Origin of the sequence: Bacillus sp. FSL E2-8887 (genome assembly GCF_038007205.1) — a bacterium.
Lineage (GTDB): Bacteria > Bacillota > Bacilli > Bacillales > Bacillaceae_G > Bacillus_A > Bacillus_A mycoides.
This window is the reverse complement of the sequence record NZ_JBBOWS010000001.1, coordinates 4,030,499-4,044,861: the sequence shown is the minus strand read 5'-3', so window position 1 is coordinate 4,044,861 and position 14,363 is coordinate 4,030,499. Positions and strand designations below refer to the sequence as shown.

Annotated in this window: 10 protein-coding genes and 1 other annotated feature; all 10 genes read left to right on the top strand. The window is 37.8% G+C overall.

The annotated features are described in order from the left end of the window. The first annotated feature begins 52 nt into the window (after positions 1-52). The 10 genes from secDF (at position 53) to NSQ08_RS20700 (ending at position 14,346) form a co-directional block, all read left to right on the top strand. Positions 53-2,320, top strand: coding sequence for a protein translocase subunit SecDF (gene secDF, locus NSQ08_RS20745; protein ID WP_002129230.1), 2,268 nt, complete (start codon positions 53-55; stop codon positions 2,318-2,320). A gap of 307 nt (positions 2,321-2,627) precedes the next feature. Then, positions 2,628-3,521, top strand: a complete 894-nt coding sequence (locus NSQ08_RS20740) for a cation diffusion facilitator family transporter (RefSeq protein WP_002034095.1) — start codon at positions 2,628-2,630, stop codon at positions 3,519-3,521. Between the two features lie 101 nt (positions 3,522-3,622). Further along, positions 3,623-5,944, top strand: a complete 2,322-nt coding sequence (recJ, locus tag NSQ08_RS20735; protein ID WP_033709438.1) for a single-stranded-DNA-specific exonuclease RecJ — start codon at positions 3,623-3,625, stop codon at positions 5,942-5,944. A 65-nt stretch (positions 5,945-6,009) separates the two neighbouring features. Next, on the top strand, positions 6,010-6,522 hold the full coding sequence (locus NSQ08_RS20730; protein ID WP_002015305.1) for an adenine phosphoribosyltransferase: 513 nt from the start codon (positions 6,010-6,012) through the stop codon (positions 6,520-6,522). 211 nt (positions 6,523-6,733) lie between these two features. Beyond that, positions 6,734-8,917 (top strand): GTP diphosphokinase, encoded by a 2,184-nt coding sequence (gene relA, locus NSQ08_RS20725; RefSeq protein ID WP_340778545.1) that lies wholly within the window; start codon positions 6,734-6,736, stop codon positions 8,915-8,917. Between the two features lie 17 nt (positions 8,918-8,934). After that, positions 8,935-9,375, top strand: coding sequence for a D-tyrosyl-tRNA(Tyr) deacylase (locus NSQ08_RS20720; RefSeq protein WP_002015302.1), 441 nt, complete (start codon positions 8,935-8,937; stop codon positions 9,373-9,375). A 268-nt stretch (positions 9,376-9,643) separates the two neighbouring features. After that, a complete protein-coding gene (locus NSQ08_RS20715; protein WP_001242605.1) occupies positions 9,644-9,820 on the top strand; it encodes a hypothetical protein in 177 nt (58 codons plus the stop codon). Between the two features lie 54 nt (positions 9,821-9,874). Then, positions 9,875-10,105, top strand: a binding site (T-box leader). A 69-nt stretch (positions 10,106-10,174) separates the two neighbouring features. After that, positions 10,175-11,446 (top strand): histidine--tRNA ligase, encoded by a 1,272-nt coding sequence (gene hisS / locus NSQ08_RS20710; protein ID WP_012261743.1) that lies wholly within the window; start codon positions 10,175-10,177, stop codon positions 11,444-11,446. A gap of 12 nt (positions 11,447-11,458) precedes the next feature. Further along, positions 11,459-13,234, top strand: a complete 1,776-nt coding sequence (gene aspS, locus NSQ08_RS20705; protein ID WP_002015297.1) for an aspartate--tRNA ligase — start codon at positions 11,459-11,461, stop codon at positions 13,232-13,234. Between the two features lie 344 nt (positions 13,235-13,578). Beyond that, positions 13,579-14,346 (top strand): tRNA threonylcarbamoyladenosine dehydratase, encoded by a 768-nt coding sequence (locus NSQ08_RS20700; protein WP_000903181.1) that lies wholly within the window; start codon positions 13,579-13,581, stop codon positions 14,344-14,346. Positions 14,347-14,363 lie beyond the last annotated feature (17 nt).

Sequence of the window (14,363 nt, the reverse complement as noted above, 5' to 3'; positions counted from 1 at the left end):
AATGAATCGTAAGAGATTTATTGAAAGTGTTAGTAGCAGAAAGAGGGTACATATGGCAAAGCGTGGTACAAGAATTGCCGCCTTTTTCCTCATCGTTTTATTAATTGGTGGAGTAATTGGTGCGGCAGGAAAAGACATAGCAAAAGGAATTAGTCTAGGACTAGACCTTCGCGGTGGTTTTGAAATTCTGTATGAAGTAAAACCAGCCAAAAAAGGTGATAAAATCGATCGTGATGCACTTGTAAGTACAGTAGGTGCTCTTGAAAATCGTGTCAATGTTCTTGGTGTAAGTGAGCCGAACATTCAAATCGAAGGGGAAGATCGAATTCGTGTACAGCTTGCTGGTGTACAAGATCAGCAAAAAGCACGTGAAATGTTATCAACACAAGCGAAACTAACATTCCGTGATGTGGATGATAATCTGCTTATGGACGGAGCGGATTTAAAAGGCGGCGGAGCGAAGCAAACATTTGATGAGCAAGGCCGTGCGAGCGTAGGTCTTACACTAAAAAGCGCTGAAAAATTCCGTGAAGTAACTGAAAAGATTTCAAAAATGCCACCACCAACGAATTTAATGGTAATTTGGCTTGATTTTGAAGAAGGAAAAGATTCCTATAAAGCAGAAGCTGCAAAACCGAATAATCCGAAGTTTTTATCAGCAGCAACAGTAAGCCAAGTATTTAACCAAGCTGAAGTATCTATCGTAGGTGGAAACTTTACAGTTGAAAGTGCGAAAGAACTTTCATCTTTATTAAATGCAGGTGCACTTCCTGTTGATTTAAAAGAAATGTATTCAACATCTGTTGGAGCGAAATTTGGTCAACAAGCATTAGAGCAAACGATTTTCGCTAGTGCGATTGGTATTGCTATTATCTTCTTATTCATGCTTGTATTCTACCGTTTACCAGGACTTGTAGCGGTTATTATGTTAGGTTTATACATTTTCGTTACATTACTTGTCTTTAACTGGATGCATGCAGTTCTTACATTACCAGGTATTGCGGCATTAGTGCTCGGGGTTGGTATCGCAGTTGATGCGAATATCATTACGTACGAGAGATTGAAGGAAGAGCTTAAAATTGGTAAGTCGATGATGTCAGCATTCCGTGCTGGTAACCATCGTTCATTATCGACAATTTTAGATGCGAACATTACAACAATTGCAGCAGCTGGTGTATTATTCGCTTACGGTAATAGCTCTGTAAAAGGATTCGCAACAAGTTTAATCGTAAGTATTTTAGTTGGTTTCATTACGAACGTATTCGGTACTCGTTTCTTACTAGGTTTACTTGTAAAGAGCCGTTACTTTGATAAGAAACTATCTTACTTTGGTGTTAAGGAAAAGGATATTATTCCATTAACAAAAGGTGCAGTACATCCACCGACGAGATTTGATCGTATTAATTTCGTAAATATCGGTCATAAATTTTTCTTATTCTCAATTGTAGTTGTAATTGCTGGGGCAATTATATTACCGATTTTCAAAATGAATCTTGGTATTGACTTTGCAAGTGGTACACGTATTGACTTGCAATCAAAACAAGCAACTACTGTTTCTAATATTCATAAAGATTTGAAAGAATTGAACATCGATGTGAAGGAAGAAGATATTGTACCGACCGGAGATGACAATAAAGGTTTTGCTGTTCGTACGTTAGGAGTTTTATCGAAAGATGAAATTGCGAAAACAAAAACATTCTTTAACGATAAATACGGTACAGAGCCAAACGTAAGTACAGTTTCGCCGACAATCGGTAAAGAGATTGCACGAAATGCATTCATCGCGGTTCTGATAGCTTCATTGGTTATCATCTTATACGTAAGTATTCGTTTCCGCTTCACATATGCATTATCTGCGGTAATCGCATTATTACATGATGCATTCGTTATGATTGTTATGTTTAGTCTTTTCCAGATAGAGGTAGACTTAACGTTTATCGCTGCGATATTAACGATTATTGGTTACTCTATCAATGACTCAATCGTTACGTTTGATAGAAACCGTGAGTTATACAAACAGAAAAAACGAGTTCGCGACATAAAAGACCTAGAAGAAATCGTAAACTCAAGTATTCGTCAAACAATTGGTCGTTCAATTAATACAGTGTTAACAGTGTTATTCCCAGTAATCACACTACTTATTTTCGGTAGTGAATCACTGCGTAACTTCTCACTTGCATTATTAATTGGATTAGTTGTAGGTACGTACTCTTCTATTTTCGTTGCTTCTCAAATTTGGTTAATGCTTGAAAACCGTCGTTTGAAAAAGGGAAAAAACAAGAAAAAGGTTGAGAAAGAAGAACCTGAACCGCAAGTATAAAAAAGATGATGTCTCATTATGAGGCATCTCTTTTTTCGTTTGTGGATACAATAAGATAGCAACTTTTGAAAGAATGAAATGGAATAAAGTGGTGATGTTATCGCTGATTTTGTTAAAATAAAGTGAAACTTTAATAAGTGGGGGTTTTGTTCATCCCCACTTATTATTAGCCCTCACCAATCGGGCTTTTACGGGCAGTTGATCTCCCGCCTAACTTCCTTGTATTTGCCGGATTTTGAGGTGGGGGGCTTACTGCCCGCAAATAGCGGGATAAAAAGATAGGTTAAGAAAAGAAGGGATTTCAATTATGGAAAAAGATGAACGTTTTAAACAGGCCGAGTTTGGTGCTATTGTCGGAATCGTTGGTAATATTATATTAGCGATTGTAAAAGCGGTAATTGGTTATATTGGAAACAGTAAGGCGCTTTTAGCGGATGCAGTGCATTCTGGATCAGATGTAATTGGCTCGTTAGCTGTACTTTTTGGATTACGAGCGGCAAAGCAACCGCCTGATGAAGATCATCCGTATGGTCATGGTAAAGCGGAATCGATTTCAGCGATTATTGTTGCGGTATTATTATTTATTGTTGGAATAGAGATAGCGATTTCGTCTATAAAAGCTTTTTCACAAGATTTAGAACCACCAAAAGGAATTACGATTTTTGCAGTTATTCTTTCGATTGTAGTGAAAGAAGGGATGTTTCAGTATAAATATCGATTAGGGAAGAGGATAAATAGTGCTGCAATTATTGCAAATGCATATGAGCACCGTTCGGATGTGTTTTCTTCAATTGCAGCTTTAATCGGCATTTGTGCAGCTATTATCGGTGGTAAGTTAGGTATAGATTGGCTTGTATATGCCGATCCAATTGCAGGATTATTTGTCTCAATTCTCGTTGCTAAGATGGCGTGGAGTATTGGAGCAGAAGCTATTCATGCAACGCTCGATCATGTTCTGCATGAAGAAGATGTTGTTCCGCTTAGGGAGGCAGTTTTTCAAGTGGAAGGTGTGAAAAAAATAGGCTCTTTATATGCAAGAGAACATGGCCACTATGTTATTGTCGATATTAAAGTATCTGTAGATCCATATATCACTGTAGAAGAAGGTCACCGCATCGGAAAACATGTAAAAGAAAAACTTATGAAACAAGATAACGTACAAAACGTTTTTGTACATATTAATCCGTATTCTCCAAATTAAACATAACGGATATTTAATTATATAGATATCGAATCGTAGTTTGCATTATATTGTCACCCCTTAATCTGTCTTGTATAATGGATAGGTTAAGGGGTGATTTCGTGTTACAACCGAAGACGCGTTGGAAAGAAAAAGAATATAATGAGGAACTAGTGAGTGAATTAGCAAATAAATTGCAACTATCACCTCTTGTGACTTCATTATTTCTTGGCAGAGGCCTAAATACAGAAGATAAGATTGTAGACTTTTTAAATACAACAGATCAAGAATTTCATGATCCATTTTTACTTGAAGGAATGGATCGGACTGTAGAACGTGTGAAAAAAGCTATTGAAAACGGAGAACAAATATTAATATTTGGCGATTACGATGCGGACGGAGTAAGTAGTACGACTGTGTTATATCTTGCTCTCAAAGAATTAGGTGCAGAAGTAGAGTTTTATATTCCAAATCGTTTTACTGAAGGCTATGGGCCAAATGAAGAAGCGTTTCGTTGGGCGCACAGTGCAGGGTTCTCACTAATTATTACTGTCGATACTGGTATCGCAGCGGTACATGAAGCGAAGGTAGCGAAGGAACTTGGAATAGATCTTATTATTACAGATCATCATGAGCCACCACCAGAATTACCAGAGGCACTTGCGATTATTCACCCGAAATTAGAAGGCGGTGTTTATCCGTTTCATTATTTAGCGGGTGTTGGTGTTGCATTTAAAGTTGCACATGCACTTTTGGGCCGTGTGCCAGAGCATTTGTTGGAAATTGCAGTAATCGGTACGGTAGCCGATTTAGTATCGCTTCATGGTGAAAATAGATTGTTAGTACAGCGTGGACTGAAGCATATGCGAATGACTCGGAATATCGGTTTAAAGGCGTTATTTAAAGTTGCTAACGTTTCGCAAAGCGAAATTACAGAAGAAAGCATCGGGTTCGCACTCGCACCTCGTATTAATGCAGTTGGTCGTTTGGAAGATGCAACACCTGCTGTACACCTTTTATTATCAGAAGATCCAGAGGAAGCGAAAGAACTCGCTGAAGAAATTGATGAGCTGAACAAACTTCGAAAAGATATTGTAAAGCAAATTACTGAAGAAGCTATCGCTGAAGTCGAAAATAATTTCCCGCCAGAAGAAAATAAAGTATTAGTCCTTGCAAAAGAAGGTTGGAATCCAGGGGTAATTGGAATTGTCGCTTCTAAGTTAGTTGAACGTTTTTATCGTCCAACGATTGTATTAAGCATTGATCCTCATAAAGAAACAGCAAAGGGATCGGCTCGTAGTATTGCAGGATTTGATTTGTTTGCAAACCTTTCAGATTGCCGTGAATTGTTACCGCATTTCGGAGGTCATCCGATGGCAGCGGGAATGACGCTTAATATGAATGATGTGGATGAATTAAGACGCAGGTTAAATGAGCAAGCAGATGTAATTTTAACAGCAGAAGATTTTATTCCGATTACAGCAGTGGATGCATTTTGTAAAGTAGAGGATGTAACGCTTGCCGCGATTGAGGATATGCAAAAGTTAGCGCCATTTGGCGTAGGAAATCCGAAACCGCGTATTGCGGTGAAAGATGCCGAATTAGAAAGTATCCGTGCAATTGGATCTGATGGTTCGCATTTAAAAATGGCTCTTCGTGATGGACAAGCAACACTGGACACGATTGGATTTGGATTTGGTACTTATGCGAAAGAAATCTCTCCAGTTGCGAAGGTTTCTGTAGTAGGAGAAGTGTCCATTAATGAATGGAATAACTTTAAAAAGCCGCAATTAATGGTGCAAGATATTGCTGTAGAGGCATGGCAATTATTTGACTGGCGTAGTATGCGTAATGTAGAAGCAAATTTAGCAGAACTTCCGAAAGAAAAAATAACATTGGTGTATTTTTCTGAAGAGGTATTGAATAAATTTTCTTTAGAAGGCTATAAAGAGCATATCGTGCATGCATCAGAGGTAGCTCATTTTGATGATCAATACATTGTGCTACTTGATTTGCCGAACGGAACAGATGAATTAGGTGATGTATTTAAGGCTGGATTCCCAGCTCGAATTTACACGCTATTTTATCAAGAGAATAATCATTTATTTAGTACGGTCCCAACGAGGGAACATTTTAAATGGTACTATTCTTTCTTAAGCCAAAAAACACCATTTTCTTTAAGGCAATATGGGGAACAACTGTGTCGTCATAAAGGTTGGTCAAAAGATACAGTAAATTTCATGACGCAGGTGTTTTTTGAGTTAGAATTTGTTACAATAAAAGACGGTGTCATTTTTATGGCAGACAAAAAACAAAAGCGTGATTTAATTGAATCGAACACATATCGTGAGAAAATGAACCACTTACAATTAGAGAAAGAATTGGTTTATAGCACATATCAGCAACTATATACATGGTTTGAAACGATTCGTGATCATAAATAAGTAGAACAGTTAGGGTAAAGGATTTGTATTTACAAACCTTTTATATCTGAGGAGGATTCAGAAATATGGATTTCAAGCAACATATCGCAATTGTACCAGATTATCCGAAAGAAGGTATTGTGTTTAAAGACATTACACCTTTAATGAACGACGGAAAAGCATATAAAGCAGCAACAGATGCAATCGTTGAGTATGCAAATAAAAGAGACATTGATGTTGTAGTAGGACCAGAAGCTCGTGGTTTTATTATTGGTTGCCCAGTTTCTTATGCATTAGAAGTAGGTTTCGCACCAGTTCGTAAATTAGGAAAATTACCACGTGAAGTAATTACAGTTGACTACGGTAAAGAATATGGAACGGATGTTTTAACAATCCATAAAGATGCAATTAAGCCCGGCCAACGTGTATTAATTACAGATGACTTATTAGCTACAGGTGGAACAATCGAAGCGACAATTAAACTAGTTGAAGAACTTGGTGGAGTTGTAGCAGGAATTGCATTTTTAGTAGAGCTTACTTACTTAGATGGTCGTAAAATGTTAGATGGTTACGATGTATTAGTATTAGAAAAATACTAATCATTATATAGGTGAAACTACGGTGATAAAAAAGTACCCGTGAATCTCTTGGAGAGGAACGGGTACTTTTGTATAATTGCACAAAAAAACATGGTGAAATGTCAGTAAAATCTTTTCCTTTTCACAATTCACAATCATTGGGTTATAATGATAGAATATAATTTATTCTATTCAATAAAGATAAAGTCAATTTTCAATAAAAGGTGATTCGATGGCAAATGAGCAAGTACTAACAGCTGAACAGGTACTCGAGAAAGCAAGTCAATATTTAGCGGATGGAGATATTGAGCTAGTGGCACGTGCCTATGAATATGCGCGTGATGCACATAGCGAACAATATAGAAAATCGGGTGAACCATATATTATTCACCCAATTCAAGTTGCAGGTATTTTAGTTGATTTACACATGGATCCGGCTACAGTATCGGCAGGTTTCTTACATGATGTAGTGGAAGATACAGAAATTACATTAGAAGACATTGAACGGGAATTTAATAAAGAAATCGCTATGCTTGTCGATGGTGTTACAAAGCTTGGAAAGATTAAATACAAATCCCATGAGCAGCAACAAGCAGAAAACCATCGCAAAATGTTTATTGCAATGGCTCAAGATATTCGAGTTATTTTAATTAAACTAGCTGATCGTCTTCATAACATGCGTACATTGAAACATTTGCCTCAAGAGAAGCAGCGTCGCATTGCGAATGAAACGTTAGAAATCTTTGCACCTTTAGCACATAGACTCGGAATTAGTACTATTAAATGGGAGTTAGAGGATACGTCACTTCGCTATTTAAACCCGCAGCAATATTATCGTATTGTGAATTTAATGAAGCGTAAACGTGCAGAGCGTGAAGAATATTTAGATGAAGTAATGACTGGCATTCGCGAGAAATTAAAAGAGGTTTCAATTCAACCTGAGATTTCTGGAAGACCAAAACATATTTACAGTATTTATCGTAAAATGGCATTGCAAAATAAACAATTCAATGAAATTTACGATTTACTAGCTGTACGTGTCGTTGTGAATAGTATTAAAGATTGCTATGCGGTGCTTGGAATTATTCATACGTGCTGGAAACCAATGCCAGGTCGTTTTAAAGATTATATTGCAATGCCGAAAGCAAATTTATATCAATCTCTTCATACGACTGTAATTGGACCAAAAGGTGATCCGCTAGAAGTGCAAATTCGTACGAAAGAAATGCATGAGATTGCAGAATTCGGAATCGCGGCACATTGGGCGTATAAAGAAGGTAAAGCAGCAGAAACAACGGGTACATTAGAGAAGAAACTAACTTGGTTCCGTCAAATATTAGAATGGCAAAATGAAGCTTCTAATGCAGAAGAATTTATGGAGTCATTAAAAATTGATTTATTCTCTGACATGGTATTCGTCTTTACACCAAAAGGCGATGTAATGGAATTACCACTTGGCTCTGTTCCAATTGATTTTTCGTATCGTGTCCATTCGGAAATTGGAAACAAGACAATTGGTGCAAAAGTAAATGGGAAAATGGTGACGCTTGATTATAAGTTGAAAACTGGTGACATCATTGAAATTTTAACATCGAAACATTCGTATGGTCCAAGTCAAGATTGGGTAAAGCTTGCTCAAACATCTCATGCGAAAAATAAAATCCGTCAATTCTTTAAGAAACAACGTAGAGATGAAAATATTGAAAAAGGCCGTGAACTTGTTGAAAAAGAAGTGCGTGGCTTAGAGTATGAGATGAAAGAAGTATTAGCGCTTGATAATTTAAAACGTGTCGCTGAGAAGTTTAACTTTGCAAATGAAGAAGATATGTTTGCAGCAGTTGGATATAACGGAATTACAGCAGCGCAAATTGTTACGCGACTAACGGACAAGTTCCGTAAACAACGTGAAGAAGAAGACATCGTTGAAGTTAAAGAAGTTCGTAAACCGATGAAAATTCGAAAATGGGATTCTGGTGTAAAGGTAAGTGATGCAGATAATTTGTTAATTCGTTTATCAAAATGCTGTAACCCAGTTCCAGGAGATGATATCGTTGGGTATATTACGAAAGGTCGAGGCGTATCAATTCACCGTTGCGATTGCGTCAATGTGCATACAGAAGAAGCGGTGGAGCGTTTACTAGAAGTAGATTGGGAAGGTAGTCCTGAAAAAGAAATTGAGTACAATGTTGATATTGAAATTTCAGGCTATGATCGTCGTGGTTTATTGAATGAAGTATTACAAGCTGTTACAGAAACGAAGACGTATATCTCAGCTGTTTCTGGTAGAAGTGATCGTAATAAGATGGCAACGATTAACATGTCGATTTCTATTCGAAACTTACAACACTTGAAAAAAGTAGTAGAGCGCATTAAACGTGTTCCAGAAATTTATGCCGTACGACGCATGATGCATTAATAGGGAGTGTAGAAAAGATGAGAGTTGTTTTACAACGATCAAAGGAAGCGTCTGTCACAGTAGATGGCGAGATTGTAGGACAAATTCCATTCGGTTTAACATTACTAGTTGGCATTACGCATGAAGATACAGAAAAAGATGCAACTTATATCGCAGAAAAAATTGCAAACCTACGTATTTTTGAAGATGAGAGCGGAAAGATGAACCACTCTGTACTTGATATGAAGGGACAAGTTCTATCTATTTCGCAATTTACATTATACGGAGATTGCCGTAAAGGAAGACGTCCAAACTTTATGGATGCTGCGAAACCTGATTATGCAGAACATTTATATGATTTCTTTAATGAAGAAGTTCGTAAACAAGGACTGCATGTGGAGACAGGACAGTTCGGAGCAATGATGGACGTTTCTTTAATCAATGATGGTCCGGTGACCTTAATTGTAGAAAGTAAATAGTGTTGCCGAAGAAGAGAGGATTATAGGTCCTCTCTTTTTTCATACATTGTTGTATGTTTTGTTCATTTATCCCGCTATTTGTGGGAGATCCACTGCTCGTAAAAGCCTGATTAGTGAGGGCTAATAATGAGTGGCGATGGACAAAACCCCTATTCATTAAAGTTTCACTTTATTTGGAATCAATAGCTGTTTCGGTTATGTATAACTCTTTCATCAATATGGAACAATAAAAAGTAAAACATCTATATTGAATGTGAGGGATATACGTATGCGTATGAATGAAAAAGGGCATTCTGTTACAAATGGTGCAAATCAACTGTTTAACGTAAATTTTCATGATTTTATTTCAAAAGAACAAAACAATACTTCAATGGAGCTTGCTTCTGAGTTTGGAATTTCACTACAAGATGTAAAGCGCCTAAAGAAGCAAATTGAGCGCTCTTAGAGCACTTGACAATCCTACTCAACAAACGTATAGTAATTTTATATTTACATATGAATATAGCCGTTGATAGAGGAGAGTAAATGAGATACACATGGAAAGAGAAGAAATGTCCTAGGCTGAAAACATTTCTACATGATGACTGATTGAATGACACTCTGTAGGTTTCAACTTGAAAGGCTTATACGCTTAGTAGAGATGAACGCAAATTTAAGCGTTATTAAAAAAGTGGAAGCATACGTGCTTCAATTAGGGTGGCACCACGGGTATAATACTCTCGTCCCTACTGTTCAAACAGTAGAGGCGGGAGTTTTTTTATTTTTATTAAGATTAAAACAATTTGAGGAGGAACTGAATATGTCTATTCAAATCCCACGCGGAACGCAAGATATTCTTCCAGGTAGTGTTGAGTTATGGCAGTATATCGAAGGGCAAGCGCGCGACATTTGCCGTCGTTACAATTATAAAGAAATTCGTACACCAATTTTTGAGCATACAGAGCTATTTTTACGTGGTGTTGGTGATACGACAGATATCGTACAAAAAGAAATGTATTCATTCCAAGACCGTGGAGAGCGTAGTTTAACATTACGTCCAGAAGGTACTGCACCTGTTGTACGTTCTTACGTTGAAAACAAAATGTTCGGTGATGCAACACAACCAACGAAATTATACTATATCGGTCAAATGTTCCGTTACGAAAGACCACAAGCAGGTCGCTATCGTCAATTCGTACAATTCGGTATTGAAGCAATTGGTAGTAACGATCCAGCAATTGATGCAGAAGTAATTGCACTTGCTGTAGAGTTTTACCGCGGCATGGGCTTAAAAAATATTAAAGTTGTATTAAATAGCTTAGGTGATGCAGCGAGTCGTCAAGCGCACCGTGATGCGTTAATTGCTCACTTTGAGCCGCGCATCGGAGAATTCTGTTCTGATTGCCAATCTCGCTTAGAAAAAAACCCTCTTCGTATTTTAGACTGTAAGAAGGACCGTAATCATGAATTAATGAGCACGGCACCATCTATTACAGAATACTTAAACGAAGATTCAGCAGTATACTACGACAAAGTACAAGAACTACTAACGATGATGGATGTTCCATTTGAGAAAGATCCGAATTTAGTACGTGGTTTAGATTACTACCAACACACTGTTTTTGAAATTATGAGTGAGGCAGAAGGTTTCGGTGCTATCACAACATTAAGTGGCGGTGGCCGTTATAACGGACTTGTACAAGAAATCGGTGGACCGGAAATGCCAGGTATCGGTTTTGCGATGAGTATTGAGCGTTTAATTATGGCGCTGAAGGCTGAAAATATTGAGTTACCAATTGAACATAGTATTGATTGTTACGTTGTAGCACTTGGTGAAAAAGCGAAAGACCGTGCTGCAAAAGTTGCGTTCGATCTTCGTAAAGCTGGATTATCAGTTGAAAAAGATTATTTAGATCGCAAAATGAAAGCACAATTTAAATCTGCAGATCGTTTAAATGCGAAATACGTAGCTGTATTAGGGGAAGATGAGCTAGATAAAGGCATCATTAACTTAAAAGATATGGCAACAGGCGGACAAGAAGAAGTAGCGTTAGATGTATTTGCTTCATATGTAGCAGAGAAATTAATATAGGGGGAACTTAAAGTGGCTGAAAGAACACATGCATGCGGAAAAGTAACAGTAGAAGCGGTTGGACAAACAGTTCAATTAAAAGGTTGGGTACAAAAACGCCGTGATTTAGGCGGATTAATCTTTATCGACTTACGTGACCGTACAGGTATCGTACAAGTTGTATTTAATCCAGAAACATCAAAAGAAGCGTTAGAAGTAGCAGAAACGATTCGTAGCGAATACGTATTGCACGTAGAAGGTACAGTTGTTGAACGTGGTGAAGGCGCAATTAATGATAATATGGCAACTGGTCGTATTGAAGTACAAGCATCGAAAGTAAATGTATTAAACGCAGCGAAAACAACGCCAATCATTATTGCTGATGATACAGATGCATCAGAAGATGTGCGTTTAAAATATCGTTACTTAGACTTACGTCGTCCTGCAATGTTCAACACATTCAAAATGCGTCATGACGTAACGAAAACAATTCGTAACTTCTTGGATACAGAAGAGTTCTTAGAAGTTGAAACACCAATTTTAACGAAGAGCACGCCAGAAGGAGCTCGCGACTATTTAGTACCAAGCCGTGTGCATGATGGTGAATTTTATGCATTACCTCAATCTCCGCAGCTATTTAAACAGCTTCTTATGGTCGGTGGATTTGAGCGTTACTATCAAGTAGCACGTTGTTTCCGTGATGAAGATTTACGTGCGGACCGTCAACCGGAATTCACGCAAATTGATATCGAGGCATCATTCTTAACACAAGATGAAATTTTAGAAATGATGGAGCGTATGATGACGAAAGTCATGAAGGATGCAAAAGGTGTAGAAGTTAGTGCACCATTCCCTCGTATGAAATATGCTGATGCAATGGCTCGCTTTGGTTCTGATAAGCCGGATACACGCTTTGAAATGGAACTAAAAGACCTATCTGAATTTGCAGTAGGTTGTGGATTTAAAGTATTTACAAGTGCTGTAGAAAACGGCGGACAAGTAAAAGCGATTAACGCAAAAGGTGCAGCGAGCAAATACTCTCGTAAAGACATCGATGCATTAACTGAATTCGCCAAAGTATACGGTGCAAAAGGTCTAGCTTGGCTTAAAGTTGAAGAAGACGGCTTAAAAGGACCGATTGCGAAATTCTTCGGTGAAGAAGAGGCAAACGTGTTAATGAGTACATTAGAAGCGGATGCTGGTGACTTATTACTATTCGTAGCAGATAAGAAAAGTGTTGTTGCAGATAGCTTAGGTGCACTTCGTTTACGTCTAGGTAAAGAACTTGAGTTAATTGACGAAAGTAAATTTAACTTCCTATGGGTAACTGATTGGCCACTTCTTGAGTACGATGAAGATGCAGATCGTTACTTCGCAGCTCACCACCCATTCACAATGCCATTCCGTGAAGACGTTGAGTTATTAGAAACAGCACCAGAAAAAGCACGTGCACAAGCATATGACCTTGTATTAAACGGTTATGAGCTTGGTGGTGGATCACTTCGTATTTACGAGCGTGACGTACAAGAAAAAATGTTCAAAGCACTTGGATTCTCACAAGAAGAAGCACAAGAACAATTCGGATTCTTATTAGAAGCATTCGAATACGGTACACCACCACACGGCGGAATCGCATTAGGTTTAGACCGTCTTGTTATGTTACTTGCAGGTCGTACGAACCTTCGTGATACAATTGCATTCCCGAAAACAGCAAGCGCAAGCTGCTTATTAACAGAAGCGCCAAGCCCAGTTGCAGAAGCTCAGCTTGAAGAGCTAAGCTTAAAATTGAGCTTGAAAGAAGAGAAGTAAGAATAGAGTCTAGATGGTTATACTATAGCCGTCTAGGCTTTTTTTGAAGGGAAGTTTAAAAAGTCCGGTTCAGATAACTGTCGCATCTCATCGTTACGTATGCTAGTCCGGTGCTCGAGTAGTACTCCTACACTGCGCTCCTCCTAGCATACGTGCCTCAATCTGCTAGGTTCTCTAAATCCTCCTTTTTAAACGTATACGTAAGAAAAAGGTCCGGTTTTACATTATTTTTTCCTTGTTTGAAATACGTATTTTTAGGAATTATATAACTTTTTCTATACAAATAGTCGGAAAAACGCTAGAATACATGGTAGACCATTTTTGTAATAGGAGTGTAGAGCTGAATGTTACATCAATTTTCACGTAATGAATTAGCCTTTGGAAAAGAAGGCCTTGAAATATTAAAAAATAGTACAGTCGGTATTTTAGGTATTGGCGGCGTAGGATCATTTTCGGCAGAAGCGTTAGCACGTTCTGGCGTAGGACGTCTTGTATTAGTTGACAAAGATGTTGTAGATATTACAAACGTAAACCGTCAAATTCACGCGTTAGTATCTACTGTAGGACGTTCAAAAGTAGAATTAATGAAAGAGCGTATTGCAGATATTAATCCAGAGTGTGAAGTAATTGGACTAGAGATGTTTTATACAGATGAAACATATGAAGAGTTCTTTAAACACGGTTTAGATTTCGTAGTAGATGCATCTGATACGATTACGTTCAAAATTCATTTAATTAAACAATGTTTACGTCGTAAAATCAAAATTATCTCATGTATGGGTGCGGCAAATAAAATGGACCCAACTCGTTTCCGTATTGCGGACATTTCTAAAACACATACAGATCCAATTGCGAAAGTAATTCGTACGAAGCTTCGTAAAGATGGTATTAAAAAAGGTGTAAAAGTTGTCTTCTCTGACGAAAACCCAATCGTAATTCGTGAAGAAGTACGTAAAGAAATCGTACCAGACGAAAATGCAAAAATTCGTAAAGCGAAATTACCACCTTCATCAAATGCGTTCGTACCATCTGTGGCTGGTTTAATTATGGCAAGTCACGTTGTACGTGAGCGTATTAAAAACGTAGAAGTCAAGCGTGTAGGGCAAGAATAAAAAGGAAGCATATATCG

What these genes read in the sequence shown, in the direction of transcription:
- NSQ08_RS20740 (WP_002034095.1), top strand. Translation starts at nt 2,628, where the DNA reads ATGGAAAAAGATGAACGTTTTAAACAGGCCGAGTTTGGTGCTATTGTC.
- NSQ08_RS20715 (WP_001242605.1), top strand. Translation starts at nt 9,644, where the DNA reads ATGCGTATGAATGAAAAAGGGCATTCTGTTACAAATGGTGCAAATCAA.
- NSQ08_RS20700 (WP_000903181.1), top strand. Translation starts at nt 13,579, where the DNA reads ATGTTACATCAATTTTCACGTAATGAATTAGCCTTTGGAAAAGAAGGC.
- NSQ08_RS20720 (WP_002015302.1), top strand. Translation starts at nt 8,935, where the DNA reads ATGAGAGTTGTTTTACAACGATCAAAGGAAGCGTCTGTCACAGTAGAT.
- relA (WP_340778545.1), top strand. Translation starts at nt 6,734, where the DNA reads ATGGCAAATGAGCAAGTACTAACAGCTGAACAGGTACTCGAGAAAGCA.
- hisS (WP_012261743.1), top strand. Translation starts at nt 10,175, where the DNA reads ATGTCTATTCAAATCCCACGCGGAACGCAAGATATTCTTCCAGGTAGT.
- NSQ08_RS20730 (WP_002015305.1), top strand. Translation starts at nt 6,010, where the DNA reads ATGGATTTCAAGCAACATATCGCAATTGTACCAGATTATCCGAAAGAA.
- secDF (WP_002129230.1), top strand. Translation starts at nt 53, where the DNA reads ATGGCAAAGCGTGGTACAAGAATTGCCGCCTTTTTCCTCATCGTTTTA.